At 40.7% G+C, this 24,905-nt stretch carries 28 protein-coding genes; 16 read left to right on the top strand and 12 right to left on the bottom strand.

The annotated features are described in order from the left end of the window. Window position 1 precedes the first annotated feature (1 nt). The gene (locus V5804_RS04340; RefSeq protein ID WP_369590149.1) at window positions 2-1,261 is read left to right on the top strand and encodes an MFS transporter; all 1,260 of its coding nucleotides are present in this window, start codon (window positions 2-4) and stop codon (window positions 1,259-1,261) included. On the opposite strand, the gene V5804_RS04335 is transcribed toward V5804_RS04340, so the two are convergent. The 3 genes from V5804_RS04335 to V5804_RS04325 all read right to left on the bottom strand — a co-directional run bounded on the left by V5804_RS04335 (window position 1,239) and on the right by V5804_RS04325 (window position 3,334). After that, window positions 1,239-2,339, bottom strand: a complete 1,101-nt coding sequence (locus V5804_RS04335) for a spore photoproduct lyase family protein (protein WP_369590148.1) — start codon at window positions 2,337-2,339, stop codon at window positions 1,239-1,241. The genes V5804_RS04340 and V5804_RS04335 overlap by 23 nt on opposite strands. A 105-nt stretch (window positions 2,340-2,444) precedes the next feature. After that, window positions 2,445-2,924 (bottom strand): DUF4126 family protein, encoded by a 480-nt coding sequence (locus V5804_RS04330; RefSeq protein WP_369590147.1) that lies wholly within the window; start codon window positions 2,922-2,924, stop codon window positions 2,445-2,447. A 26-nt stretch (window positions 2,925-2,950) separates the two neighbouring features. After that, window positions 2,951-3,334, bottom strand: a complete 384-nt coding sequence (locus tag V5804_RS04325) for a response regulator (protein WP_369590146.1) — start codon at window positions 3,332-3,334, stop codon at window positions 2,951-2,953. A gap of 411 nt (window positions 3,335-3,745) precedes the next feature. Between V5804_RS04325 and V5804_RS04320 the strand changes: the two genes are divergently transcribed. Together V5804_RS04320 and V5804_RS04315 are read left to right on the top strand one after the other, a co-directional pair. Next, window positions 3,746-5,332, top strand: a complete 1,587-nt coding sequence (locus V5804_RS04320) for a peptide chain release factor 3 (RefSeq protein WP_369590145.1) — start codon at window positions 3,746-3,748, stop codon at window positions 5,330-5,332. A 194-nt stretch (window positions 5,333-5,526) separates the two neighbouring features. Beyond that, window positions 5,527-6,411, top strand: a complete 885-nt coding sequence (locus tag V5804_RS04315; RefSeq protein ID WP_369590144.1) for a DUF6624 domain-containing protein — start codon at window positions 5,527-5,529, stop codon at window positions 6,409-6,411. A gap of 281 nt (window positions 6,412-6,692) precedes the next feature. On the opposite strand, the gene V5804_RS04310 is transcribed toward V5804_RS04315, so the two are convergent. Beyond that, complete coding sequence (locus V5804_RS04310; protein WP_369590143.1) at window positions 6,693-7,022, bottom strand: DUF2442 domain-containing protein; 330 nt, start codon at window positions 7,020-7,022, stop codon at window positions 6,693-6,695. Window positions 7,023-7,149: 127 nt separating this feature from the next. Further along, the gene (locus tag V5804_RS04305; RefSeq protein WP_369590142.1) at window positions 7,150-7,317 is read right to left on the bottom strand and encodes a hypothetical protein; all 168 of its coding nucleotides are present in this window, start codon (window positions 7,315-7,317) and stop codon (window positions 7,150-7,152) included. A 322-nt stretch (window positions 7,318-7,639) separates the two neighbouring features. Here V5804_RS04305 and V5804_RS04300 point away from each other — a divergent pair, with 322 nt between their 5' ends. Both V5804_RS04300 and V5804_RS04295 read left to right on the top strand, forming a co-directional pair. Next, window positions 7,640-8,899: a hypothetical protein gene (locus V5804_RS04300; protein WP_369590141.1), complete on the top strand. Its 1,260-nt coding sequence runs from the start codon at window positions 7,640-7,642 to the stop codon at window positions 8,897-8,899. Between the two features lie 600 nt (window positions 8,900-9,499). Next, window positions 9,500-10,786, top strand: coding sequence for a flavin monoamine oxidase family protein (locus V5804_RS04295; RefSeq protein ID WP_369590140.1), 1,287 nt, complete (start codon window positions 9,500-9,502; stop codon window positions 10,784-10,786). Window positions 10,787-10,800: 14 nt separating this feature from the next. On the opposite strand, the gene V5804_RS04290 is transcribed toward V5804_RS04295, so the two are convergent. Then, window positions 10,801-12,048, bottom strand: a complete 1,248-nt coding sequence (locus V5804_RS04290; RefSeq protein ID WP_369590139.1) for a serine hydrolase — start codon at window positions 12,046-12,048, stop codon at window positions 10,801-10,803. A gap of 200 nt (window positions 12,049-12,248) precedes the next feature. On the opposite strand from V5804_RS04290, the gene pdxH reads away from it, so the two are divergent. The 3 genes from pdxH to V5804_RS04275 are packed head-to-tail and all read left to right on the top strand — an operon-like array spanning window position 12,249 to window position 14,599. Continuing rightward, complete coding sequence (gene pdxH, locus V5804_RS04285) at window positions 12,249-12,896, top strand: pyridoxamine 5'-phosphate oxidase (RefSeq protein ID WP_369590179.1); 648 nt, start codon at window positions 12,249-12,251, stop codon at window positions 12,894-12,896. Beyond that, window positions 12,893-13,387, top strand: coding sequence for an NADH-quinone oxidoreductase subunit C (locus V5804_RS04280; RefSeq protein ID WP_369590178.1), 495 nt, complete (start codon window positions 12,893-12,895; stop codon window positions 13,385-13,387). The genes pdxH and V5804_RS04280 overlap by 4 nt, the downstream gene beginning before the upstream one ends. Window positions 13,388-13,414: 27 nt before the next feature. Then, window positions 13,415-14,599, top strand: a complete 1,185-nt coding sequence (locus V5804_RS04275; protein ID WP_369590138.1) for an NADH-quinone oxidoreductase subunit D — start codon at window positions 13,415-13,417, stop codon at window positions 14,597-14,599. 189 nt (window positions 14,600-14,788) lie between these two features. On the opposite strand, the gene V5804_RS04270 is transcribed toward V5804_RS04275, so the two are convergent. Together V5804_RS04270 and V5804_RS04265 are read right to left on the bottom strand one after the other, a co-directional pair. After that, window positions 14,789-15,886: a S1C family serine protease gene (locus tag V5804_RS04270; RefSeq protein WP_369590137.1), complete on the bottom strand. Its 1,098-nt coding sequence runs from the start codon at window positions 15,884-15,886 to the stop codon at window positions 14,789-14,791. Between the two features lie 12 nt (window positions 15,887-15,898). Further along, window positions 15,899-16,465 carry an RNA polymerase sigma factor gene (locus V5804_RS04265; RefSeq protein WP_369590136.1) on the bottom strand — a complete coding sequence of 189 codons (567 nt, stop codon included), beginning with the start codon at window positions 16,463-16,465 and terminating at the stop codon, window positions 15,899-15,901. Window positions 16,466-16,596: 131 nt separating this feature from the next. Between V5804_RS04265 and V5804_RS04260 the strand changes: the two genes are divergently transcribed. The 8 genes from V5804_RS04260 to V5804_RS04225 all read left to right on the top strand — a co-directional run bounded on the left by V5804_RS04260 (window position 16,597) and on the right by V5804_RS04225 (window position 20,890). Beyond that, on the top strand, window positions 16,597-16,821 hold the full coding sequence (locus V5804_RS04260) for a hypothetical protein (RefSeq protein WP_369590135.1): 225 nt from the start codon (window positions 16,597-16,599) through the stop codon (window positions 16,819-16,821). A gap of 109 nt (window positions 16,822-16,930) precedes the next feature. After that, window positions 16,931-17,146, top strand: a complete 216-nt coding sequence (locus V5804_RS04255; RefSeq protein WP_369590134.1) for a hypothetical protein — start codon at window positions 16,931-16,933, stop codon at window positions 17,144-17,146. A 149-nt stretch (window positions 17,147-17,295) separates the two neighbouring features. Beyond that, window positions 17,296-18,657: an adenylosuccinate lyase gene (gene purB, locus V5804_RS04250; protein ID WP_369590133.1), complete on the top strand. Its 1,362-nt coding sequence runs from the start codon at window positions 17,296-17,298 to the stop codon at window positions 18,655-18,657. 95 nt (window positions 18,658-18,752) lie between these two features. Continuing rightward, window positions 18,753-19,301, top strand: coding sequence for a NifU family protein (locus V5804_RS04245; RefSeq protein WP_369590132.1), 549 nt, complete (start codon window positions 18,753-18,755; stop codon window positions 19,299-19,301). A 188-nt stretch (window positions 19,302-19,489) separates the two neighbouring features. Continuing rightward, the gene (locus tag V5804_RS04240; protein WP_369590131.1) at window positions 19,490-19,921 is read left to right on the top strand and encodes a hypothetical protein; all 432 of its coding nucleotides are present in this window, start codon (window positions 19,490-19,492) and stop codon (window positions 19,919-19,921) included. A gap of 43 nt (window positions 19,922-19,964) precedes the next feature. Next, window positions 19,965-20,141, top strand: coding sequence for a hypothetical protein (locus tag V5804_RS04235; RefSeq protein WP_369590130.1), 177 nt, complete (start codon window positions 19,965-19,967; stop codon window positions 20,139-20,141). Window positions 20,142-20,259: 118 nt separating this feature from the next. Beyond that, window positions 20,260-20,490: a hypothetical protein gene (locus V5804_RS04230; RefSeq protein ID WP_369590129.1), complete on the top strand. Its 231-nt coding sequence runs from the start codon at window positions 20,260-20,262 to the stop codon at window positions 20,488-20,490. Further along, a complete protein-coding gene (locus V5804_RS04225; RefSeq protein WP_369590128.1) occupies window positions 20,471-20,890 on the top strand; it encodes a putative toxin-antitoxin system toxin component, PIN family in 420 nt (139 codons plus the stop codon). Before V5804_RS04230 ends, V5804_RS04225 begins: the two co-directional genes overlap by 20 nt. A 113-nt stretch (window positions 20,891-21,003) precedes the next feature. Here the strand turns inward: V5804_RS04225 and V5804_RS04220 are convergent, their stop codons facing one another. Genes V5804_RS04220 through mtaB form a run of 4 tightly spaced genes read right to left on the bottom strand, consistent with a single transcriptional unit; the run spans window position 21,004 to window position 24,774 of the window. Next, complete coding sequence (locus V5804_RS04220) at window positions 21,004-21,798, bottom strand: inositol monophosphatase (RefSeq protein ID WP_369590127.1); 795 nt, start codon at window positions 21,796-21,798, stop codon at window positions 21,004-21,006. Further along, window positions 21,795-22,259: a GtrA family protein gene (locus tag V5804_RS04215; RefSeq protein ID WP_369590126.1), complete on the bottom strand. Its 465-nt coding sequence runs from the start codon at window positions 22,257-22,259 to the stop codon at window positions 21,795-21,797. Before V5804_RS04215 ends, V5804_RS04220 begins: the two co-directional genes overlap by 4 nt. Beyond that, window positions 22,259-23,425: a prolipoprotein diacylglyceryl transferase gene (locus tag V5804_RS04210; RefSeq protein WP_369590125.1), complete on the bottom strand. Its 1,167-nt coding sequence runs from the start codon at window positions 23,423-23,425 to the stop codon at window positions 22,259-22,261. Before V5804_RS04210 ends, V5804_RS04215 begins: the two co-directional genes overlap by 1 nt. Window positions 23,426-23,454: 29 nt before the next feature. Continuing rightward, the gene (gene mtaB / locus V5804_RS04205; RefSeq protein ID WP_369590124.1) at window positions 23,455-24,774 is read right to left on the bottom strand and encodes a tRNA (N(6)-L-threonylcarbamoyladenosine(37)-C(2))-methylthiotransferase MtaB; all 1,320 of its coding nucleotides are present in this window, start codon (window positions 24,772-24,774) and stop codon (window positions 23,455-23,457) included. Between the last annotated feature and the right edge of the window lie 131 nt (window positions 24,775-24,905).

The raw sequence follows: 24,905 nt of genomic DNA, 5'->3' as shown, positions 1-24,905 counted from the left end.
AATGAATTTAACGGCAGTAAGGGCATTAAAATACCCCAATTTCAGGTTGTACTTTTCGGGCCAGGCCATCTCGCTCATTGGCACCTGGATGCAACGAATGGCCGTGAGCTGGCTGGTCTTCGGCATGACCCACTCGGCACTGATGCTGGGCGTAGTTGTTTTTGCCGGCCAAATCCCGATCATGCTGCTTTCGCCTTATGGCGGCGCTTTTACAGATCGGCACAGCCGCTACAAAACTTTATTGTTTACACAAATTGCTTCCATGATCCAGGCCGGGCTGCTCGCTGCGCTGGTGCTTACGGGTCACCACAATATCACCATCATTATTATTTTAAGTGTGGTTTTGGGGATCATTAATGCTTTTGATACGCCTGCCCGGCAATCGCTGATGATTAATTTGGTGGAAGATAAAAAAGATTTGCCCAATGCCATCGCTTTAAATTCATCCATGGTTACGCTGGCGCGGTTGCTTGGCCCGGTTGCAGCAGGCGTAATTTTAAGCAGTTTTGGTGAGGGGATTTGTTTTTTGGCCAACTTCCTCAGCTTTGTGGCCGTAATTGCTTCGCTGCTGCTGATGAAAATTCCACCTATCGAAAAAAAGCCCAACAAGCAGGATATTTGGCTGGGACTGAGCGAAGGCTATACGTATTTGCAGCAGCACGCCGGCATACGTTCGGTTATTTTGCTGATGGCCTGCACCAGTTTTTTTGTGATGCCTTACTCTACTTTGCTGCCGGTTTTTGCAACCCAAATCTTTCATGGCAACGTTACTACTTTTAGCTGGCTAAACGCAGTATCGGGTTTGGGCGCTTTGCTTGGCGCAATTTACATGACTACTTTAAAACCCGGAAAAAGCCTGCTGAAAGTGATTGCTTATTGCAGCGCACAATTTGCCATCGGCCTGGTTTTGTTTTCGCTGACCGGCTTGTTTCCGCTGGCTTTGTGTTTTATTATGGCTGCGGAGTTTGGCATGTTGTCACAAATTGCCGCATCAAATACATACATCCAAACGCATGTGGATGAAAACATGCGTGGCCGGGTCATCAGTTATTATGTAATGGCTTTCCAGGGAATGGCACCGATCGGCAGTTTGCTCATTGGTTTTTTAGCGCATTATTTTGGCGCTTCGGCTATTGTTTGTGCCGAAGGTATAGCCGGCGTTATTGCTGTTATCTGTTTTATCCCGTATTTAAAAAAAGCCGGAACAGGAGATTTAAGCGATTTGCGGAAACGCGTGCTTACGTCCAATATAAAATTGTAGCCTTTGGGAAACGCCTGGCAATCTGCTGCTCGAAAAAGGTTTTTAAAGCTTTCATTGTGTCCTTGATGTAAACATATTTCGTTCCGCCAAACTTATTGGTTTTCGTTGCACGAGAAGCTTCGTCCATTTCCAAACTCGTATTCGGATACCATTCCATCAACACATCTTTAGAACCCGGCGTAAAACGGTGGCTGATCAATTCAAAGGTCAGATCACAAGGAAAATCCAGGTTCTGCTCCAACTGATCGAACAAATTGCTGTAATGCTGTTCCCAATCCGGTATTGGCATAATAGGCGCTAAAACCACACCAATCGGATAATTGCCGCCGCCCAGTTCTTTCGGTTGCGCTAATTTACGTAAGGCTTTGATCCGGGCCGGAACAGAAGCTGTGCCGCCTTCCAAACGTTTGGCAACAGGTTCGGCATTTAAACTGATGCGGAAACGGGAATGGCCATTGTGCGGAATATCTAGCAAAGGTTTTACCGCATCAAACTTGGTAACAAAGCGCAAATAACTATTTTCGCGTTCGCCAAAAAATTTAATGGTCTTTTCCAACCCGCCAGTCAAATGTTCTAAACTCAAAGGGTCGGTATAACAACTGGCCTCAAAAGTAACCGGCTTGTTTAAACGTTCAAAACGTTCGAGATTATTTAGGATAGAAGGCAAATTTGCGAAAACCCGGATGGCGGGCGGACCGGACAAACTTCCGGCCAGGTAACAATACTGGCAATGCGCCGGGCAACCTTCGGCCAAATGGAACTGCCAATCGGCAGAAGGCGGAATTGGGCGTAAATTGAAAGCACTTGGCGGCGCGTTGACAATAGCCAAAGTATTTTTAGCAATTTTATAAGTTTCACGTTCGGTAGCACCGCGCAAACCGGTGATGCGGTTGTTCTTTAATTCTTCAACCTGCAAACCCTGGCTTTTAATGCGCTCGTACATTTCCTGTCCGTAAGGCTCTTTCAAAGCATCAGGCGTAATCACAACCCGTTTTGGCATCCATAATTTATAAGGTTTGTATTCGTCTTTGGGAGCCAATACTTCTTTTACCGTATCAAAATCTTCGCTTATTTGCATATATAAAAATACAAAAAAGCCCTGCTTCCGAAGAAAAAACAAGGCAATATGACGGTTGCTTTACACAGAAAAACAACCTAAAAAAGAAATAGTTAGATGCTTCTTTTACAACATTAAATTAGCAGTTTGCAAAGCCACAATATCTTCCAAAGTACCAATCGTTGGGTCGTTTACGTTTGAAGTATCCACTACTTTTTTCCGCAGATAATAACTGCCATAAGTAGCCGCAACGGCAACTGTGCTGCCAACTAAAGCACCTGCAATCGCACTGCCATTTCTGGATTTATAAAGGGCTGCCCCGGTTAAGGCACCAGCCAGTCCGCGTCCAATTAAGCCTGGTTTTTCAATACGGTTTGGTGTTTGTGGCAATTTATCTCCGGCCATTTCTGCCAGTGCTAATGCTTTTAAAATTAGGGCAACATATTTTTTTTGCAAAAAACCTAAGGGAGAACCCGTTAAAAAAGGCGAAGGCGTTTTGGCAAGATGACTGCTTAAAGCAGAAATGGAAGCCATGGTGCGCATGCCCGAAACAATGGCCAGGCCGGTTGTTGGCCAAAAACGTTTTAGTGGTTTAGGTTTTATCATTTTTTATACTATTTTTTGTTGAATAACTACGCCTGCCCGGTTGGGGAATGCGGCGTAGCAACCTGGTTTACTATATTTTCCAATTCTTCCAAGTCAAATGGTTTGGCTAAAAAAGAATCGGCACCGGCTTGCTGTGCCAAAGATTTGATATCATTATTTGCCGAAAAGTAAACTACCGGAATATGCTTCAATCGTTCCTGCTGTTTAATGGCTTGCGTAGCTACAATGCCGCCCGAATCCGGTATCCAGTTGTCCATAAATATTACTTCCGGCATAATGCTTTCCACTTTTTCGATCACGTTGTTGCAGTTTGAAAATGTACTTACCTCCCAGCCTTGTTCCTCCAGTATGTAAGTACAGATCGCCAGGATATCTTCATCGTCATCAAAAATCAATACTTTTTTAGGCATGTTATTATCATTATAACTCCTGTTTAAAAAAAGCTTTGTACAAACCCGTTTTCCAACTCAAGCTGCGCTTTTCTAAATGGATCATTTTATGTCATCTTAACGAAAATTTCCTCTGCTGCCAATTAACCAATCCTTATGCAGTTAATTAACCAACTTTAGTTTGGTGAACAGCACTTTTTTAAAAATGTTTAAACCTTGTAACTATTATAGCTAAAAATAATTTTATGCCGATGCTTCTTTTACCGGCATAAAATGGGTGCCTGTTTTAACCGTTTTCAATCCCCAAACAATTATTTATCTTTGTACTGTATGAAGCAATTGCTTAACATCCTGTTTTCCTGATGCTTCAAATTCAAAAAAACCTTAAAAACAACAACCCCGGCTGCCAGTATTTGCGCAGCTTAACGATATATGGAATACCCCGAAATAGAAAAAAGAAAAACCTTTGCCATTATCAGCCACCCCGATGCCGGTAAAACCACGCTGACCGAGAAATTTTTACTGTTCGGCGGTGCCATCAACACGGCCGGAACGGTAAAACGCAACAAAGCCAACCAAAGCAACACGTCGGATTTTATGGAGATCGAGAAACAGCGCGGCATTTCGGTGGCTACTTCGGTGATGGGTTTTGAATATAAAGACAAACGCATCAATATTTTAGATACGCCCGGCCACAAGGATTTTGCGGAAGATACTTACCGCACGCTTTCGGCAGTTGACAGCGTGATTTTAGTGGTGGACAGCGTAAAAGGCGTGGAAGAACAAACCGAAAAACTGATGGGCGTATGCCGGATGCGCAATACACCGGTGATCATTTTCATCAATAAAATGGACCGTGAAGGCAAAGACGCGTTTGATTTGCTGGACGAGATCGAGAAAAAGCTGAGCCTGAGTTTGTGCCCGCTTTCGTGGCCAATCGGTCAGGGTTATACCTTTAAAGGCGTTTACAATATTTTTAACAAACAACTGAATTTGTTTCAGCCGGATAAATCCAAAGTAACCAAACCAATTATTCAGGCTGATAATTTGGACGATAAAACGCTGACCGAATTTCTTCAACCTAAAGAAATAAGCGGCTTAAAAGATGATTTAGAACTAATTAGTGGTGTTTACGGTAAATTAGATAAAGAACTTTATTTAGACGGTTTGCTTGCTCCGGTATTTTTTGGAAGTGCCGTTAATAATTTTGGCATCCGCGAACTGTTGGATACGTTTATCAATATCGCCCCAAGTCCGAAAAGCCGCGAAGCCGTAGAACGTGAAGTTTTGGCGACGGAGAAACCGTTTTCGGGTTTTGTGTTTAAAATCCACGCCAACCTGGACCCAAACCACCGCGACCGGATTGCTTTTCTGCGGATTTGTTCCGGCAAGTTTGAGCGGAACAAGTTTTATTACCACACGCGCTTGGGCAAAAAGCTAAAGTTTAGCAACCCGATGGATTTTATGGCCAACGAAAAAAGCCTGGTAGAAGAAGCATGGCCCGGCGATGTGGTTGGTTTGTACGACAGTGGCAACTTTAAAATTGGCGATACGCTGACCGAAGGCGAAAAGCTGCAGTTTAAAGGCATCCCAAGTTTTTCGCCGGAGATTTTTAAGGAAGTGGAAAACGCCGACCCGATGAAAACCAAGCAGTTGGAAAAAGGCATCCAGCAGTTAACTGAAGAAGGCGTGGCGCAATTGTTTACGCAGCAGCCCGGCAACCGCAAAATTGTAGGCACCGTTGGCGAGCTGCAGTTTGAAGTGATCAGTTTCCGGTTGGAGCACGAATATGGCGCCAAATGCCATTTCCGTCCGCTTACTTTCCGCCGTTCCAGTTGGCTCACTTCCACCGATAAAAAGAAAATGGAAGAGATTATGTACCGCAAGCAACACCAGATTGGGACTGACAAAGATGGCAACACGGTTTTCCTGGCCGATAACGATTATATGATCAATTTGGCCAAACGCGATTTCCCGGAGATTGAGTTTCATACGACTTCGGAGTTTACGAAGAATTAGGTGGTAAAAGAAGTATGGGGGTTTGTGTGGTTTAGGGATTAAAAATTTGTGCTTTATGGCGTGGATTGCAAATTCTGACCAATAGGATAAACATATTTATTTTAAACACGTTCTTTGATAATTGAACATTTGTAATTATTTTGCTTACAAGAAGTATCATTGTATCTTTTATCAACCTGATTTAAACGTTACTCATGGCAATAGATTCTACTTTCAAATACTTTTTTATCCTACTATTTTTTCTTAATTCTACTTCATCTTTCGCCCAAGATTCGGATACTTTAAAAAGAAAAAATGTCAATGCTATTTTAGAACGAGTTTTTGATAGTGACCAAATTGGCAGAGATAAGCCTATAATCATTCTTAAAAAATATGGTGCTGATTCAAAAGAACATCAGCAAGCTGTTGATGAGCAACATAAACAAGATTCTATCGACCAGAAAACAGTTTTCGATATTATTGACAAATACGGATGGTTGCCTAAAAAAGAAATTTCGTCAAAAGCAAATAACGGTATCTTTTATACAATACAACACGCAGGTTTAAATGCTCAAACAAAATATGAAGATATAGTAACGAAGGCTTTTCGTCAAAAACAAATTGGCAATTATGAATATGCAATTTTCATAGACCGCATAAAAATGTTTGAAGGCAAAAACCAAATATATGGAACGCAATTAGGCATGGACAATATTGGCAATTTGTTTTTGTACCCTGTTGAAGACATGACAAAACTTGATTCCAAAAGAAAGTCAGCAGGATTAGACCCATTGGAAAAATCCATCAAAGAAAATAATGTGAAATATTATAGTTTCCCGCCTAAAAAGGATAGTAATGATATTTTGTTGATTGGACATACATGGGATGCTAATAACAAAGGAGTGAAAAATATATCTGTTATAGTAGATTCAAGGATTGTTGGAAAGAGTGATGAAAATGGTTTCTTTTACATTTACGTTACTAGGCCAAAAGAAAAAAGCATAATTATCTTTTTAAAACAAGAAAATACAGGAAAACAATACACATATACACTTACAGGCGATAAAGACTTTTATGAAATTCGCCGACAATTTAAGTAAGTACCCACCTATTCCATCAACAAAGTATTTATCAACCCCTGTTGCCGGCATAATTAATAGCCGAACTGTAAACGTAATATTCCTGTTTTGTAAACAATACTGGCTGAACTATGTGTTGTGCAAAACAAACGCAATTTTTCGGAAATTAAGTTTCATACCACTTCGGAGTTTACTAAAAAATTAGGTGATAAAAGAAGCATAAGGGGTTTGTGGTTTAAAAATTGAAAATCCTAGCTCAATGGACGGCATTACAAATATTACAAATCCTGACCAGTAGAAAGCTACTTTTCAAAATCCCGAAGAATACCATTAACAGAAAGGTCTTCGTCAATTAAAGGCCAATGTATGCCATAACCCGAAGGAGGAATTTTGTACATCGCCCTTTCTACATCAGTTGCAGCTTGCAATTTATTAGATAACTTGTCTAAAGGTATGGTAAGTTCATTGCCATCAATAGTTAGGATCATAAAATCTTTTTCAAAATGAATTTTCCCTATTTTGTGTGTCGCTATCATGTTGTCTTTTTTAAAAAAACTATTCCAAGAATCTGTTATCGTATCAAAATTTTGAAATATGATCTTCCTTATTTCCCGTTTATCTTTTGGCGACATATTATAACTAAAATCTTCCAACTGTTGGCATACAACCCAAAGGTAATAATTATCATTCTCATCTATACGTATGTTCCATTTAACGCATTCTTTCGAATACCATTAATTTAACTACAAATCCGGGCTTTTAGATTCCAGTTGGCTCAATTCTACCGATAAAAAGAAAAAGAAAGAAATGATGTACCGCAAGCAACACCAGATCGGCACCAACAAAGACGGCAACACGGTTTTTCTGGCGGACAACGATTAAATGATCAATTTGGCCAAACGCGATTTCCCGGAGATTGAGTTTCATACCACTTCGGAGTTTACGAAGAATTAGGCGGTAAAAGGAGTATGGGGTGTTTTTGTTAACAGGATTAAAAATCCTAACTAAGTAAACCTCAAACATTGCAAAAACCTATTGATCCAATTAACGTAAAATGGGTTTTAGCTGAAACTACCTTAAATTAAACTTTAAAAGATATTTTTTGCTGCCGATCATGATGTATTTAATTCTTGATTTATTTAATTTGATGCAAATACCAATTTTTACCCGATAAAAGAAGCATTGTGTTTTTTATTGCCTCAACTTAAACCGAACCTGTATTTATTTGAAAAAACATATACCCATCACAATGAAACTTTTACTTAAATTATCACTGCTTTTTATTGCTTTTCCTTACTTTGCAATTGCTCAAAATAACCCTAAGCCCGGTTACCGGGTTACCCTTGCAGGGGATACCATTAAAGGATATGTTGACTACCGGGAATGGGACAACAACCCAACAAGTTTTAAATTTAAAACTGATCCCGATTTAAAATTCCAAACCTATTCTATTGCCAACACCAGCGCATTTGCCATCACCAAACTTGGATATTTTGAAAAACAGATAGTATCTGTAAGTATGAACAAAATTCAGCTTTCCGAGCTATCTAATGTTGTTGATACCGGCAAGATAACAGACACGGTTTTTTTAAAAGTATTGGCCAAAGGAAAAAACATAAACTTATACAGTTATACCGATCAGCTAAAAACCAGGTATTATTATGCTGAAACTGGGATAAAGGGGATCCATGAATTTACCCACTATTTGTTGAAGCCTAAAAGTGACAATAATTCTTTTGTCGAGGTAAACAGCACGGCCGAATTGAATTACTTAGCCATGAAATATAACCCGGCCATTGCTGCACAAATCACTGGTATCCAATATACGAAAGAAGCCATGCTGAAAATAACAAGTTTGATTAACGGCGGCAACGAAAAGGAGCAATTTAAAACAGAGTCGAAAACACAAGTGCTGTTTTTTGCAGGCATTGGTGCATCATACAGTACCCTAAAGTTTACCAATTTACCTGCGCTTGTAAGCCCTGGCATTAATAAAAACAATCTGCTGCCTTATGCAACTGTAGGTGTTGATATCTACCCCAATAAAATTACCCAAAAGCTTTTGTTTAAATTGCAGGCAAGTTTTGTACCAGACCAGCATGAGTTGTTCAGTTCGATCCCTGATTACAATAATGACATTACTACCACCAGTTTAAAGTTTAAACAATATACCATCAGCATTTTACCACAAATTGTTTATAATTTTTACAGCCGTAACAATTTAAAAATATACGTCGGCACAGGTGCATCCGTCAACTTATCGTTTTATAACAATTACAAGTATATTGTAACCTATAAATCCGCTTTTACCAATTCCACCAACAGCACCAAATATCCCCAGTTTGATTCTCTATGGCTCTCTTTCCCAATCAATGTTGGCATAGTCCTCAACAACCGCATTGATATTGGTTTTTACTATTTTATCCCATCGTCAATTACAAACTACGCTGGCATCACAGGCGATATAACTTCTTATCGCGCTGGCATCAGTTATTTGTTTGGGCATTGATAAAGGCAAATGCAACGGTAGATACGAAGGCTAAAAATCATTAGTTCTAAGGCCGAAGTTTGCAATTTCAATTAAGTAGTATTTAAATTACCAAAAAGGTTTGTCCAAAGAAGTTATCCGTTGGTGAACCTAAACAATTAAAACATCAATATTCTGAAAAATTGTTTGTTCACTTGATATAACGTTCTTTTTGCTTGAACAAAAAAAACCAAAAATTCAAGACAAACCTGATCCCTCTGGGCGTTTTGTCGGGCCTTTCCGCACCTGGGCGCATACCTGCCGCTTCGGAATGTTTAGGTGGTTATCTTACGCTGTTAAATAGTTTTGCTTTTAGAATGCTTCTTTTACAGGTATAAATTATGTGGAGTGGAAAGGACGGACTTGTTTTTATTGAATTGGCAGGGCCGCTTGCAAGGTAGCCGCCCAGGAGCGTGGGGCTGAATGCCGCCTGGAGGCGATCCGGCATTCTTGATTTTTTGGTTCTTTTTTATCAAGAAAAAAGAACGAACAAAGAAAAAACTAACTTATCGTTCGTAGAATCCTTCGACTGCGCTTAGGATGACAGCAACACATTTGCCACATATTTCAGTTTATAATTGCATGAATTCTTCTGATACCATCATCATCGGTGCCGGTGCCGCAGGTTTAATAACGGCTTTAGAATTGGCCAAAGCCGGAAAAAAAGTAATTGTTCTCGAAGCCAGAAACCGCATTGGCGGCCGTTGTTTCACTTTTTCGGGCGATGGGTTTACAACTTCAATTGAGTTAGGTGCCGAGTTTATCCACGGCGAACTGCCACTCACTTTAAAGCTGCTAAAAGAAGCACAGATTGTTTACGAACCAGTTTCCGGTAATAATTTTCAGGCCAAAAACGGAGAAATTAAACAGTCGGAGTTTTTTATGGAGCACTGGGACGAGTTTGAAAAAGCTTTAAGCGAAGTTCAGGAAGACCAGTCGCTCGAACAGTTTTTACAGCAAAATTTTGCTGAAGAAAAGTATGCCGGATTAAGAAAATCAGCCACACAATTTGCTGCTGGTTATGATACGGCCGATTCTGAGCGTGTCAGTTTGTTTTCGTTGCGCAATGAATGGCTGGGCGGCCACGAAGAAGAAACGCAGTTTCGCATTCCCGGCGGTTACATCCAGTTGATGGGTTTTTTGTTGGAAGAGATTGAAAAGTTTGGCGGAGAAATCAAACTAAACGCAATGGTAAAGCAGGTCAACTGGAAGCCAGGTTTGGTTGAAGTGGTTACGGCGGACAATGCTTCTTTTACCGGCAAAAAATTGGTACTGACTGTTTCTTTAGGCGTTTTGGTTTTAGATGGAAACGAAACCGCTGCTATCACTTTTAACCCGGATTTGTTTGAACAAAGAAAAGCTGCAACCGAAATGGGATTCGGCGCGATCATCAAAGTTTTAATGGAATTTACCGGTCCGTTTTGGAAAGATCGAGGATTAAACAATATGCAGTTCCTGTTTTCCGAAGAAAAAATACCAACCTGGTGGACGCAAAACCCGCAGCAAAACAACGTTTTGACAGGTTGGCTCGGCGGCAAACCGCAGGACGAAATGCAGCATTTAAACGATGAAGAAATTTTACAGGAAGCCATCATTTCGCTTGCACATATTTTTAACGTGGATGCTTCTTTTATCACCCAAAAATTGGTGTCGGCCAAAGTTTATAATTGGACGGCCGATCCTTTTGCCCGCGGTTCTTACAGTTACGCCACTTTGAAAACCGCCTCAGCCTTAAAAATTCTGAAAAAACCAGTTGCACAAACCATTTATTTTGCGGGAGAAGCTTTGTTTGAAGGCGAACAATTGGGAACAGTGGAAGCGGCTTTGGTTACGGGTTTGGAAGTGGCGAAAGCAATAATTGGAGCTTAGAAACAAGTCTAATTTTAAAATTTGTAATCAAACTTAAACTTGTTCAAATCCGGCAAATGCTTCTTTTGCCGATGCAATTCCAAGTCATAAATTACTTGTCCTAAGTTTTTCAAAAACGGAAAACACACGGTTTCGTATTCATACTTGTTGTCGTTGTAAATGCCGTCTTCGTTGGATTGGACTACCGCAGTAAGCATAAATTCTACTTTGTTTTTAAAATCAACAATGTACGCATTGTCAACATCGTAACCATAAGAATCGCCAACTTTGTTAAAAATACGGATGTTTGGATTTAAACTTGCATCTTTTTCAGAACCATAAAATAGAAACTTGCAATAAGTTGGCCAGTAGTTTGGAACTGAATATTTTGGATAATTGCTTTCCGTGGGGAACATGCTCATATACTTGTAAATAAGTTTATAATCTTCTTTTTGAAGCTGAAATTGTTCTGAACTTGGATAAACTTCCGGGAACAACAACCGCTTTAAAACTTCCTGCTGATCGGAAATTGTGTAAATGTTTTTCTCCCTAAAATCAAAAGGTTCGTTTATTAATTGGTCGTGGTTGTCCAAATAACCTTTTCCCTGCAACATATTTTCCAATTGCATCGGGTAATCGTTTGCATCAAATTGTGCCGGCTTTTGATAGATGCTTCTTTTACCGGCAAAAAATTCGATTGGGTTGGTATGTTTTGCATTTTCGCCGGCATCGCCAATGGCCAACCGGCTGATGATCCGCGTTTGGTTCAAACCATATTTCTTCAGTTTTTGGTTGATTTCTTCGCGGCCCACAAACTCGTACAAACGGTTGTAGGCATCGTTATCGCTCACCAGCAAAATCTTTTTGATGTACTGGTTGATGCTTGGCAAACCGTTTTCGGCAGAAGTATCAATGCTGACTTTCGTTTGCCCCACAAAAGCGCTGTCGGTTTGCATCAATGCTTCTTTTATGCCCTTCAATTTAAGCTGGTTGCATTTCTCCAAAGCAAAAATAGCCGTCGGTAATTTCACCGTACTGGCCGGATAAAAATAGCGTTTCGGGTTTAAGTTGAAGCTGTACGAACGGAAATGCGGCAGGTTGTTTTCGTCGCGGTCAATCTGCGTGTACAAAACCTGGACTTCGTTTTTGGTTGGATGGTTGAGGATTTTGCTGAAATATTCGGGATGCTTTTCCAGTAAATTTTTCAGAAAAATGGTATCGGTTTTTTGGGCAGAAGTTTGCAAGGCAAAAATTATAAAAAGGGTGGATAAACGAAGCATCATGTGGTTAAATATAGCGCATTAAATGGGATGCTAAGTTTCAAATCATGTTTAAGTTTCAATGTTGGTGTTTGGGCGAAAGCACGCGTTTAATTTTGATTCAAAACTTTTTTGGCGAGGACCAATTTTTATGGGATAAAAGAAGCATCAGCAACTGCCAATTTTCGCCCCAATCCGACCGGCATTTTGTAAGTTTGCAGCAGATGGAACAGGAATTAATAGAAAATTTAAGAAGGGATTACCGCTCGGCTACGTTATCAGAAGTGGATGTGAACCCAAACCCAATCAAACAGTTTGAAAAGTGGTTTAACGAGGCGATCAATGCCAAAATGTATGAACCCAACGCCATGACTTTGGCCACGGCAACAACGGATGGCCGACCTTCGGCACGGATTGTTTTGTTAAAAGGTTTTAGCGATAACGGCTTTAAATTTTACACCAATTACCTCAGCCGGAAAGGAAAAGAACTCACCAAAAACCCGTTGGCGAGCCTGATTTTGTACTGGCCGGAAATGGAACGCCAGATACGGATTGAAGGAACGATCGAGAAACTGAGCAAAGAATATTCTTCAACCTATTTCCATTCGCGGCCAAAAGGAAGCCAAATTGGTGCCGTAGTTTCGCCGCAAAGCCAGGAAATTGCTTCGCGCGAAGACCTGGAACAAAAATGGCAGCAACTGGAGCAGGAATACGAAAACAAGGAAGTGCCAAAACCGGCGCATTGGGGCGGCTACATCGTAAAACCGCGTTTGATGGAGTTTTGGCAAGGTCGTTCGAGCCGCTTGCACGACCGCATTTTGTATAAAAAAGCCGATCAGCAAAATTGGAAAATAGTACGCCTGGCACCATGAGTTTTGAAGAGATCAAGCTTCTTTTATCGGCACAATTTGGCGATGGCATGATTTTGGGCGAAGAAACGAGCGGTTTGCAGCCTGCTTTGTTAATTCAACCGGATCAAATTGCGGCGGTTTGTCTTTTTTTGCGCGACCATCCGCAAACTTATTTTGATTTCCTGGCCTGCCTTTCGGGCGTGGATTATCACCAGGAAAACCGTTTTGGTGTGGTTTATCATTTGTCATCGCTTCCGTATCAAACACAATTGACACTAAAAGTTAGTGTTGATAAACCTACTGATCCTGAAGAACTTCCCTCCTTTCCAACGGTTTCCAACGTTTACCGTACGGCTGATTGGCATGAGCGGGAAGCTTACGATTTATTAGGAATAGACTTTAAAGGCCACCCGGATTTGCGCCGCATTTTACTGCCGGATGATTGGGAAGGTTTCCCGCTGCGCGAAGACTACAAAAGCGCCGAATATTATAAAGGCATCAAAATTGGCTGATGCTTCTTTTATGGCAGTAAATTTAGTATGGTAAACGAAGCATTTAAAAGATACCAGCAGCGCATCCAAAACTTAAGTGCCGAAGATTTGGTGCTGAACATGGGCCCGCAGCATCCTTCAACCCATGGCGTTTTGCGTTTGGAACTGATTACCGACGGCGAGATTGTGAAAGAAGTGATCCCGCACATTGGCTATTTGCACCGCTGTTTTGAGAAGCACGCGCAGTCCATGTCGTACCAGCAAACCATTCCTTTTACCGATCGGTTGGATTATTTGTCGTCCATGAACAACAGCCACGCTTTTGTGATGGGCGTGGAACGGATGCTGGGCATTGACAAAGAAATCCCAAAACGGGTAGAATACATCCGTGTTTTGGTTTGCGAGTTGAACCGCATCGGCTCGCACCTGATTGCTTTGGGCACTTATGGCATTGATATTGGTGCTTTTACGCCTTTTTTGTGGTGCTTCCGCGACCGCGAACACATTATGGGTTTGCTGGAATGGGCTTCGGGCGCAAGGCTGCTGTATAATTTTATTTGGGTCGGCGGCGTGTTTTACGATTTGCCGGTTGGTTTTGAAGAACGCTGCAAAGAGTTTGTGGATTATTTTAAACCGAAAATGACGGAATTGAACCAATTGCTGACCGATAACCAGGTTTTTATCAACCGCACAGCTAACGTTGGTGTGCTGCCGATGGATGTGGCTATTAATTATGGCTGTTCCGGGCCGATGCTACGTGGCTCCGGGTTGAAATGGGATTTGCGCCGTGTGGATGGCTATTCGGTTTACCCGGAACTGGATTTTGACATCCCAATCGGAAAAGGGGAAATGGGCAGCGTTGGCGATTGCTGGGACCGGTTTAAAGTACGCATTGACGAGATTGCCGAATCGTTAAAAATGATTGAACAATGCGTAGAGCGGTTACAAAAAGAGTTGAAACGTACGCCCGATTTTGATCCGCGCGCTAAACTTCCCCGCAAGATCATTCCCAAAGCTCAGGATTATTACATGCGTGCCGAAAACCCGAAAGGCGAACTGGGCTTTTATTTTATCGCCGATGGCAAAACGGAAATTCCGAAACGCGTCAAAGCGCGCGGGCCAAGTTTCAACAATTTATCGGTATTGCCTGCCATCAGCAAAGGCGCGATGATTGCCGATGTTGTTGCCATGATTGGTTCGATAGATATTGTTTTGGGCGAATTGGACCGATAAAATAAGCATTTGAGTTTTAGTCATGCTGAACTCGTTTCAGCATCTCACTAACACAATCAAAAACTATTTTTCATTTTACTTTGCCTGAGGGATCCTGAAACAAGTTCAGCATGACAACACAAAAAAAAGCCCCTTTTTACAGGAGCCTTTCGATTTTTATAGATAGATTTTAGGGGGCTAAAAGAAGTATCAGTTATAAACTTTCACCATAAAAACATAATTCTGCAGCTTTTTGATTTGCTGTGCGCGGCTCAGTTTCGTCATGTTGTTTTTGCTGTTTAAAACGATCTTTTTACCAGATGAATCCGCAGGAATGGATTGAATCGCTTTCATCAGATAATTGGATTTGGTGGCAAAAGCAGCGCCGTCAACCTGCGTTTGCTTGCCTTTGATGATACCGATGATATTGCCGTAATTATCTAGCAAAGGGCCGCCGCTATTGCCCGGGTTTACCGGAATGGAAACCTGATAAGCCAAACTATCATTCTCAAAACCGGTGAACGAACTTAAATAACCTTTTCCAATCACCACCGAATCTTTTGGATAACCAATGGTAAACACATCTTCGCCCAAATCAGCCTTGTTCTTTTTGAAAGCATACGGCACCGGGCTTAAATGTTTAAAAGAAGGATCCGTAATCCGCAAAACGGCCAGATCGTAATCTTCGTTGGTATAAATTGGTTTTACTTTAAAAGATTCGCCGCTTGAATTTTGCACATAAATAGAGTCTGCCCCATTTATCACATGAAAATTGGTAATGATATCGCCGTTGGTATTAATTGCGAAACCCGTTCCGCCGAAATTGCCCGGGTTTAAATTATTTTTCCGGATGCTTTTGCCGGAAATATCACGCATCAAAGCACTTTGCGAACGTTTTACGTTATCCAATTCTCGGCGTAAAGCACTGTATTTTGACTGCTGGCTTTGGTTGTTGAAATAGCCGGTGAAGAATAAAGTGAGCATTACGGCAAAAATAGCGACAGAAGCGGCAACCGATATTTTTGAATGATGGTTGCGCCACAAAGCAATTACGCGGTTTTGGCGGAAACCCAAAGTTTGTTTTACCGCATCCACATCAATTTCATCATGGATGGCATTTAGTTTATGCTCAAACTCTACGCGCTCGTTCCAGCTGTGCATGTATTTCATAAACTGCTGATGTTCTTTGATCCGCTCGTTCAAACGCGGGTCGCCCAGGCGCATCACCTCAAACTCCAGTTGCTCGTCCTCAGAAAGCTTATGGCCGAGATACCTTTCAATCCAATCCAACAGTTGTGGCTCGCTCATTTTAATTCAAATTTATAGCTGAAAAAACAGCTTTTTTAAACGTTGCAGGCATTTGTATTTCTGCGTTTTTGCATTTTCGGCATTGGTGTAACCAAACTTTTCGCAAATCTCCTGCATTGACCGGTTCCGCATATAAAAATCCTGGATGATTGTGCAGCAGGGTTCGCCCAGCATCAGCAACGATTCTTCCATTTTACTAAACTGCAAGTCGCGCATTTCGTGTTGTTCCAAGTCGTTTTCCACCGGCAAAAAATCGTGCACATCTTTTAGCTCGCATTCTTTTTTGTTCAACTGGTTCAGCTTTTTAAGCCAAATGCGCCTGCAAACCGAATAAATATACGTTTTCAGTTTGCTGGTCAGTTCAAAATCCCCGGCTTTAACCTTGTTGTACAAAATGATGATACTTTCCTGGTAAACATCTTTCGCATCTGCTTCGCTCCCGTTATTGTTCATCACCATCTGCAGCACCATCGGAAAATGGGTTTTGTAGATACGTCTTAACGTATCCGGGGAATTGTTTAAAATCCCCAGTATATCTTCGCTGTCGGTTGGTGCCGGGTTTTTTATCTTTAAATTCACTAATTAATACAGTTTGTACAAAAATGTAACCCATTTCCCGAAAAAAAAATATTTTTTCATTTAGCGGGTTACCTTTTTAAGGTTTGGGTATTAAGATGAAATTTCACTGCAATTTAAAATTTAAGAAACACATGAAAAACTCTTTCAAATTAGGCTTTTTAGCTTTGGCAATCACTTTCGCTGTTAGCGCTTGCAACTCAAACAAAACTTCTACTTCTGCTGATTCTACTTCAGTAACTACTTCTACCGATACATCATCAAAAATGATGGATTCAACCAAAAAAGGCATGGCTTCAGGCATGGACACAACCAAAAAAGCAATGTCTTCAGCTATGGATTCAACTAAAAAAATGTAATTATTTAGCAATTGCTAAATTAATAGTTAAAACAGAATTAACTTATACGCGTTATGAGTTAGTTCTGTTAAATTTTAATCTAAAACATATTTATTAAAAACCAAATATTATGAAAAACGCATTTAAATTAGGCTTTGTTGCCTTTGCCATATCTTTATCCGTTGCAGCTTGCAGCTCTGATAAAAAAGCTATGGGCACTTCTGATTCTTCTACCGTTGGCACTTCAAGCACCACATCTACTGATTCTTCAGCAACTTCAACAACAGGTACAACAGGTACAACATCTACAGATACCACTAAAAAAGACACCACTAAAAAACCATAAGTTTTTTATTAAATTATAGAAAAGGCCGTGCAATTTGTATGGCCTTTTTTGTGCCACCAATTTTTAGGGCATAAAAGAAGCATCGGCAGCCATAAACCACCCAAACAGTTGCGGTTATTTTTACTTTTGCAGCTATAAGTTTAAGCAACATGCCTTTATCCCCACTTTCTGCTATTTCGCCTGTTGATGGCCGTTATTATGCTGCAACTAATCAATTAAGCCCCTATTTTTCGGAAGCAGCGTTGATTAAATTCCGGGTTTTTGTAGAAGTGGAATATTTTATCAGCCTGTGCGAACTGCCTTTGCCTCAGCTTCATTTTTTTATTAAAGAAGATTACACCGATAAAAAAGATTACACGGATTTAAAAAAGATTTATGTTGATTTTTCGGAAAAGGACGCGCTGGAGATCAAAGAGATTGAAAAAACCACCAACCACGATGTAAAAGCGGTGGAATACTTTTTGAAAAAACATTTCGACCGTTTGGGTTTGGGCGAACATAAAGAGTTTATCCATTTTGGTTTAACTTCCCAGGACATCAACAACACGGCCATTCCGTATTCTTTTAAACTGGCGGTCAACGAGCAATATTTGCCGGCCTTAAACGAGTTGATTGATTTGTTGAAAGCTTTGGCCGAAGATTGGAAAGACGTTTCGATGCTGGCCAGAACACACGGCCAACCTGCTTCGCCAACACGATTGGGCAAAGAATTATTGGTTTTTGTGGAACGCTTGGAGGCGCAAGTCAAGTTGTTAAACCAAATTCCTTTTTCGGCCAAGTTTGGCGGCGCAACCGGAAACTTTAACGCACATCATGTGGCTTATCCGCAGATTGACTGGAAAGATTTTGGCAACCATTTTGTAAACGAAGTTTTGGGTTTGAGCCGATCACAACTCACCACACAAATTGAACATTACGATAATTTTGCGGCGCATTGCGATAATTTGAAAAGGATCAACACAATCTTGATTGATTTGAACCGCGACATCTGGACATACATCTCCACCAATTACTTCAAACAAAAAATCAAAGCCGGCGAAGTTGGTTCTTCGGCGATGCCGCACAAAGTTAACCCCATTGATTTTGAAAACTCCGAAGGCAATTTAGGTTTGGCCAATGCTGTTTTTGAACATCTTGCTGCAAAGTTGCCCGTTTCCCGTTTGCAGCGCGACCTTACAGATTCTACTGTTTTGCGCAATATCGGCGTTCCGTTTGCGCATACCCTCATCGCTTTTAAATCAACTTTAAAAGGTTTGAATAAATTGGTGCTAAACGAAGCAGCAATCCGCAAAGATTTGGAAGACAATTGGGTTGTGGTGGCCGAAGCGATCCAAACTATTTTGCGCCGCGAAGGTTATCCAAACCCATACGAAGCTTTGAAAGATTTAACGCGTGTTGCCGGAAAAGTGGATGAAAATGTGATTGCTGAATTTATAAACAATTTACAGGTTTCTGCGGAGCTAAAACAAGAACTGGTTGCGATTACACCTTTTAATTACACTGGCATTTAGCGGCTGCGTCAACAAGTGGTAAAAAAAGTACCGATAAAAGAAGCATCCAACAAAAGCTGTTTTTAATAGTTGTAATTTTATAAAAAAAGATCATCATGAACATCAACGTATATACCGAAACCACGCCGAACCCGGCCACAATGAAGTTTATTGTAAACAAGTTGCTGATTAACGGAAGCGCTGATTTTCCAACGGTAGAAAGCGCAGAAAAATCAGCCTTTGCCAAAGAACTGTTTAAATTTTCTTTTGTGAACGGCGTTTTCTTTGCCAGCAACTTTGTAACCGTTACCAAAACCGAAGGTTCCGACTGGAACGATTTGGAGCCGATTTTAAAAGAATTTGTAAAAGGCGCGGTCGAATCTGAACTGAGCGTGCAGGAAAAAGAGCCGGAAGTGGTTGCTTTTGAAGGCGACGATGCTGAAATTAAAATCCAACAAATTTTGCACGATTACGTTCGCCCGGCTGTAGAGCAGGACGGCGGTGCCATCACCTACAAATCTTTTGAAGACGGCGTTGTAACCGTTGAACTGCGCGGTTCTTGCAGCGGCTGCCCATCTTCCACCATCACCTTAAAATCAGGAATCGAAAGTTTATTGAAACGCATGGTTCCGGAGGTTACGGAAGTGGTTTCTGAGGCTTTGTAATTAGAATTAGGTTTTATCAATTTTATAGGGGTAAAAGAAGTATGATGCTTTTTTTACCCTTTGTTTTTTGGTTTGAATTTATTTGTTTTTTGTATCAGATCTAATCCATTAAAAACAATAGCTCTTGTAACATGTAGATTAAATTTTGTTATTGTGTTAAACAATTAATCAAGGGCAACTTCTATCGGATGAATTTAGAGCGATATGTTTACTTTGCAGATTACCACTATAGAAACTATGAGTTTTATAGCATTGGCCCGAAAGGACAAATCAAAAAAGGCGTACGCTTTTCTAAGATAAACGATGATCCGGTTATTTACAACTTGGCTTTTGGAGATATTTCTACAGAAACTAATAAAATTGACGATGCCGTTGTTAGTAATAACCACGACAGAGATTTAATATTAGCAACTGTAGCAAACACCATATTTGATTTTACCAATCATCATGGCAATCATTTTATTTATGCCACAGGTAGCACACCTTCAAGAACCCGTCTTTATCAAATTAGTATTGCCGGTTTGTTAACAGAAATTAATAATGATTTTGATGTGTACGGCTTTGAAAATGGCGAGTGGCAAATTTTTCAGAAAAACGTAAACTACGAGGCGTTTTGGTGAAAAGGAAATAAATAATTAAATTTGAAATAAGGAAACAGTAGTTATGCAAGTAGTTAAAAAAGCATCAGCAGATAAAAAAAGTGTTTATGGCAATGCGATCATTAGCGATAAAGTTAAGGATCACGGTGATGACCCGTTTGTTGTAAAGAAAGCAGAAGAAGCTAAATTATTTTTTCAAAAAAATGGTTTGAAAGGTTTACCATTTTCTGAAGCTTTATAAGTTTTAGGGTTTACCAATTTTATAGGGGTAAAAGAAGTATTTGGATGTTTCTTTTACCTTTTTTTTGTGGCATAACATTTCTATATCAATTATTATCATACAACAAAACCTTAAAGACATGCGAACCTTAAACATTTCTATTTCGGATTCTGAATTTAATAAACTGGGTTTAAAGCAAGACGAACTTACTTTCAATGATTTAATCCGGCATGTTCGTAAAGAATTGATGCGTGAAAATTTAAACAAATGTGTTGAGCTTGCAGCAAAGTACGGGCTTTCTGAAATGACAATGGATGAAATTTCTAAGGAAGTAAAAGCGGTGAGAAAAAATGCAAAAAGTAATCATTGATACTAACGTTATTGTTTCTTCACTTATTCAAAATAACTATCCTTATTTAATCGTAAATGAAGTTTTTATTGAAGGAATCATCCTATTATGTGTATCAAACGAATTGATGGCAGAATATTATGAAGTATTGGCGAGACCTAAGTTTGGACGGTTTCCGGATTTCTTTGGGAGAGCAGAAGCCTTACTTGCCGAAATTGAAACAAATGCTAAAAAGTTTATACCAACAGTAAAAATCGAACTTATTTCGGATGAAGACGACAATAGGTTATTGGAACTTGCAGATGAAAGCCAGGCAGATTTTATCATAACCGGTAACACTTCCGATTTTACATTTTCAACCTATAAACAAACTAAAATTGTAACGCCTAAAGAATATTGGGAGCATTATAAACCGGAATAAGGACGTACAATTTTAAATTTATACTTACTTTAAATTGAGACGTAAGCGGCATATGTTTCATATTCTAAAATATTAAACTTGAGCAGTTTGAGCAAATTTTTCATCAAACCGTTTTACTTCCTAAACGCAAACAAAACCTTATTCAACAATTCCTGGCTAACCTTGCCGTTCGTAGCAATTACATCACGTGTTTTCAACATATTTCTGCCGCCGGTAAAATCAAAAACTTGTCCGCCGGCTTGTTTAACGATGATGATGCCTGCCGCCATGTCGTAATCGTTCAGGTTGTATTCGTAATACGCATCAAAACGGCCGCAAGCCGTGTAAGCCAAATCAACGGCGGCCGAACCTAAACGGCGCAAACCCTGGCAGCTTTGCATCAAATCTTTAAAAAGGTTCATATACGCATCCGCTTTCTCGAAGTTGTAATACGGAAAACCGGTTGCAATCAAACTTTCACTTACGGTTGGTTTATCAGAAACATGGATTGGCTTGCCGTTTAAAAAAGCGGGCGCATCTTTCCAGGCGTAAAAACATTCGTCCTGGTTGATTTCGTAAACCACGCCCAGAACCAGTTCTTCGTATTCTTTCAAAGCAATGCTCACCGAATAAACGGGCAATCCGTGAATAAAATTCGTGGTGCCGTCCAGCGGGTCAATCACCCAATTGTATTGCAATGCTGTTTTTACCACTGTTTTTTCTTCGGTGATAAAACCTGCTTCGGGCAAAAGCTGCTGTAGTTTCGCCACAATCATTTCTTCGGAAGTTTTATCCACGTAAGACACCATGTCGTTTAAGCCTTTAAACTCTACGCTTTCGGCCTTAAACTTTCCGGCTTCGGTTTTGATGAACAAGCCAGCCTGTTTGGCCAATGCAACCACTTCCCGGCATAATATTTCTAAATTCATTTTGGGTTCCTTTTGATGTTAAACGAAAAAAACTTGTGGACGAAATAACTGGCCACGCCCAAACTTAATGCGGCAATAATCCGGGCCAGCGGCGGGTAAACTTTGAAGATAGAAACAAACAACCGCAGCATCAGCAAGTTGGCAAAGAAACCCAAAAATGCAACAGAAAAAAATCGTGCAAACTGGTTTCGAGAAGACAACTTGGAATGCGCGAACACGAAATATTTGGTCAGTAAAAAATTGCAGATAATGCAGCAACTGTAGGATATGATTAAAGAAATAACATCCCTCGAAATAGGAAAGCCAAATACTTTTACCTCGGCCTTGATAAAAATATAATGATAAACGAAGTAGTAAACTAAAGCATCAACCAAAAAACCAACACCGGTTGACAGAAAAAACCTGACCACCTCATTTTTGAGCAGTTTTCTGAGAAACGGGTTCCGGGTTTTTGCCGACATTAGGCAGTAGGTTGAATGCTTCTTTTATGCCCTAAAAATGCCTGGGCAACAAATCCAATCCCGGTTAAAACCAAAACAGCGGATATAAATTCGGCTTGGGTAAAAGCAATACCGGCAACATGGTATTTGGTGTTTACACGGATCAGTTCGATCAAAAAACGTTCAACACCATTTAAAATGAGGTAAATGCCAAACATCAATCCGGGCGTTTTAATATATTTACGAATACTCCATAAAAATAGAAAAAGTAAAATGCAAATAACAGATTCGTAAAAAGAAGTTGGGTAAACTGGCACCGGAAGTTGATGGCAATATTTGCCAACACAACCCGGAATAGGAATGCCTTCATCGCCCACATTGTGTGGAAAACGGAAAGACCACATCCAATCGGGTGCCCAGCTTAACCAGCCTGGTTTTGGCGCAGTGTTGGTAATTCCCCAATCGCCATCGCCCGAAAGCTGGCAGCCAATGCGCCCAACGCCGTAAGCAATCATCATCCCCGGCGAACCAATATCAGCCATATCAATCAACCTGATGTGGTTTTTATGCGCAATATACATCACCGCCGCACCGCCGCAAATCAAGCCGCCGTAAAAAGTTAAGCCGCTAAAACCAACCAGCATTCCAACCGGATCTTTTATCAGTTCGTTCCAGTTTTCCAAACCGTTAAACAGTTTTGCACCGGCAAATCCCCAAAAGGCGGCCCAAATCAGCATCGTTCCCATCAATTCGTATGGATGCACCGTGATTTCTTCTTTTTTAGGTTGCGCTAAGGCGTATTTTTTCTTCTCCGCGTAAGCCCAATAAGCAAAAATGGCAGCCACGATGATTCCACCAATCCAATTGCCGCGGGTAGAAAGCAGAAATTCCTGCGGGTTATCCACCAAAGCGCGGTAATGAAAAACGGCATCCAGGATTTTATAACCGATGAGAAAACCAAAAAGCGCGTTGCCAACCAATTCTCCAACGGAAGCAGGCTCGCCAACGGTGATTATTTTTTTAAAAGGATGGATGTAGCCCAGTTTTTCTTTGCGGATAAATTCCTGCTCGAAAGCCCAATACGAAAACATAAAAGCCAGCGCTACAAAAAAACCAAAGGTCTGAATCGGAAGCGGAATATTGATGCCGGTTAAATATCGGACAAGATCGGTGATGGTTGGAAACATGGATAGCGCTGTTTCGGGCGAAGATAAAACTAATGAACCAGAATTTCTGCTGTTTCCTCAATTTCCATATTGCCAGATGCAGCGATTGCGGTTAAAAGTACCGGCCGAATTTCGTTCACCATTAAAGGATCATAAACGGTTTCAATTTTAACATAATTACGGGTGAAGCCGTGCATCACGCCGTCGTTTGTTTCGCGTTCAAACAAAACATCGGCCGTAGTGCCAACCTGAGATTCGTAAAAAGCGTGGCGTTTTTTGTCGGATAAAATGTGCAGCATTTTGCTTCGTTCTGCGCGCGTTGAACCTGGAACTACGCCCGATAGTTCTTTTGCCGGTGTATTTTCTCGTTCAGAATAAGTAAAAACATGAAGGTAGGAAACCGGCAATTCGTTTAAAAAGTTGTAGGTATCAATAAAATCTTCGCGCGTTTCTCCCGGAAAACCAACGATTACATCTACGCCGATGCAGCAATCGGGCATCAGTTTTTTGATCCTGGCGATCCTTTCTACATACAGTTCGCGTTTGTAACGGCGGCGCATCAAACTTAATATTTTGTTGGAACCGGATTGCAAAGGAATGTGGAAATGAGGCACGAAACGTTTGGAAGCGGCTACAAAAGCAATGATCTCATCGGTCAGTAAATTGGGTTCGATGGAAGAAATACGGATGCGGTCAATGCCTTGCACTTCATCCAAAGCTTTGGCCAGATCAATAAAACGATATTGACGAACGCCGTCAATCAAACCAAAATCGCCTAAATTAACACCGGTTAAAACGATTTCTTTAACGCCTGATAAAGCAATTTCCTGCGCTTGTTTGATCACATTTTCAATCGTATCGCTTCGGCTTGCACCGCGAGCCATCGGGATGGTGCAGAAGGAACAGGAATAATCGCAGCCATCCTGAACTTTTAAGAAAGTACGCGTGCGGTCGCCAAACGAATAAGAAGGAATAAATTGGTTTGCTTCTTTTACCGGTGAATTATAAACCAACGCTTTTGGGTTTTTGGTGAGATCGGTGATGTGGTCAACCAATTGGAATTTCTCGGCCGCGCCGAGAACCAAATCCACACCTTCAATTTCTGAAATTTCTTTTGGTTTCAATTGCGCATAACAGCCAACGATGGTAATGTAAGCTGCGGGCGAAATCTTCAATGCTTCTTTTACCACCTTTTTACATTTGCGGTCGGCATTTTCGGTAACCGAGCAAGTGTTGATGACATACACATCTGCCTGGTCTGTAAAATTAACGATTTCATAATCAGCCTGTTTAAACTGTCTGCCGATTGCAGAAGTTTCGGCATAATTGAGTTTGCAACCCAACGTGTAAAAGGCAACTTTTCTATTCATCGGAAGCCGCAAAGATAAAAAATTGTGTGCTAAAAGAAGTATGGTTGGAGTGTTGGATAATAGTTAATGGTTCATTGTTTATGGGAAAATACAGGCACTAATTTTTATAGGGTAAAAGAAGCATTGTTTTT

Source organism: Mucilaginibacter sp. (assembly GCF_041088075.1).
Classification (GTDB): domain Bacteria; phylum Bacteroidota; class Bacteroidia; order Sphingobacteriales; family Sphingobacteriaceae; genus Mucilaginibacter_A.
Note: the sequence above shows the minus strand (reverse complement) of the source record. Positions and strands in the feature narration are given on the sequence as shown.

Coding starts and splice junctions, on each gene's coding strand:
- V5804_RS04290 (WP_369590139.1), bottom strand. CDS start 12,048: ATGATGCTTCGTTTATCCACCCTTTTTATAATTTTTGCCTTGCAAACT.
- V5804_RS04340 (WP_369590149.1), top strand. CDS start 2: ATGAATTTAACGGCAGTAAGGGCATTAAAATACCCCAATTTCAGGTTG.
- purB (WP_369590133.1), top strand. CDS start 17,296: ATGCCTTTATCCCCACTTTCTGCTATTTCGCCTGTTGATGGCCGTTAT.
- V5804_RS04335 (WP_369590148.1), bottom strand. CDS start 2,339: ATGCAAATAAGCGAAGATTTTGATACGGTAAAAGAAGTATTGGCTCCC.
- V5804_RS04305 (WP_369590142.1), bottom strand. CDS start 7,317: ATGAAACTCAATCTCCGGGAAATCGCGTTTGGCCAAATTGATCATTTA.
- V5804_RS04270 (WP_369590137.1), bottom strand. CDS start 15,886: ATGAGCGAGCCACAACTGTTGGATTGGATTGAAAGGTATCTCGGCCAT.
- mtaB (WP_369590124.1), bottom strand. CDS start 24,774: ATGAATAGAAAAGTTGCCTTTTACACGTTGGGTTGCAAACTCAATTAT.
- V5804_RS04315 (WP_369590144.1), top strand. CDS start 5,527: ATGGCAATAGATTCTACTTTCAAATACTTTTTTATCCTACTATTTTTT.
- V5804_RS04210 (WP_369590125.1), bottom strand. CDS start 23,425: ATGTTTCCAACCATCACCGATCTTGTCCGATATTTAACCGGCATCAAT.
- pdxH (WP_369590179.1), top strand. CDS start 12,249: ATGGAACAGGAATTAATAGAAAATTTAAGAAGGGATTACCGCTCGGCT.
- V5804_RS04240 (WP_369590131.1), top strand. CDS start 19,490: ATGAATTTAGAGCGATATGTTTACTTTGCAGATTACCACTATAGAAAC.
- V5804_RS04245 (WP_369590132.1), top strand. CDS start 18,753: ATGAACATCAACGTATATACCGAAACCACGCCGAACCCGGCCACAATG.
- V5804_RS04255 (WP_369590134.1), top strand. CDS start 16,931: ATGAAAAACGCATTTAAATTAGGCTTTGTTGCCTTTGCCATATCTTTA.
- V5804_RS04235 (WP_369590130.1), top strand. CDS start 19,965: ATGCAAGTAGTTAAAAAAGCATCAGCAGATAAAAAAAGTGTTTATGGC.
- V5804_RS04330 (WP_369590147.1), bottom strand. CDS start 2,924: ATGATAAAACCTAAACCACTAAAACGTTTTTGGCCAACAACCGGCCTG.
- V5804_RS04280 (WP_369590178.1), top strand. CDS start 12,893: ATGAGTTTTGAAGAGATCAAGCTTCTTTTATCGGCACAATTTGGCGAT.
- V5804_RS04300 (WP_369590141.1), top strand. CDS start 7,640: ATGAAACTTTTACTTAAATTATCACTGCTTTTTATTGCTTTTCCTTAC.
- V5804_RS04310 (WP_369590143.1), bottom strand. CDS start 7,022: ATGTCGCCAAAAGATAAACGGGAAATAAGGAAGATCATATTTCAAAAT.
- V5804_RS04320 (WP_369590145.1), top strand. CDS start 3,746: ATGGAATACCCCGAAATAGAAAAAAGAAAAACCTTTGCCATTATCAGC.
- V5804_RS04225 (WP_369590128.1), top strand. CDS start 20,471: ATGCAAAAAGTAATCATTGATACTAACGTTATTGTTTCTTCACTTATT.
- V5804_RS04260 (WP_369590135.1), top strand. CDS start 16,597: ATGAAAAACTCTTTCAAATTAGGCTTTTTAGCTTTGGCAATCACTTTC.
- V5804_RS04230 (WP_369590129.1), top strand. CDS start 20,260: ATGCGAACCTTAAACATTTCTATTTCGGATTCTGAATTTAATAAACTG.
- V5804_RS04215 (WP_369590126.1), bottom strand. CDS start 22,259: ATGTCGGCAAAAACCCGGAACCCGTTTCTCAGAAAACTGCTCAAAAAT.
- V5804_RS04295 (WP_369590140.1), top strand. CDS start 9,500: ATGAATTCTTCTGATACCATCATCATCGGTGCCGGTGCCGCAGGTTTA.
- V5804_RS04275 (WP_369590138.1), top strand. CDS start 13,415: ATGGTAAACGAAGCATTTAAAAGATACCAGCAGCGCATCCAAAACTTA.
- V5804_RS04220 (WP_369590127.1), bottom strand. CDS start 21,798: ATGAATTTAGAAATATTATGCCGGGAAGTGGTTGCATTGGCCAAACAG.
- V5804_RS04325 (WP_369590146.1), bottom strand. CDS start 3,334: ATGCCTAAAAAAGTATTGATTTTTGATGACGATGAAGATATCCTGGCG.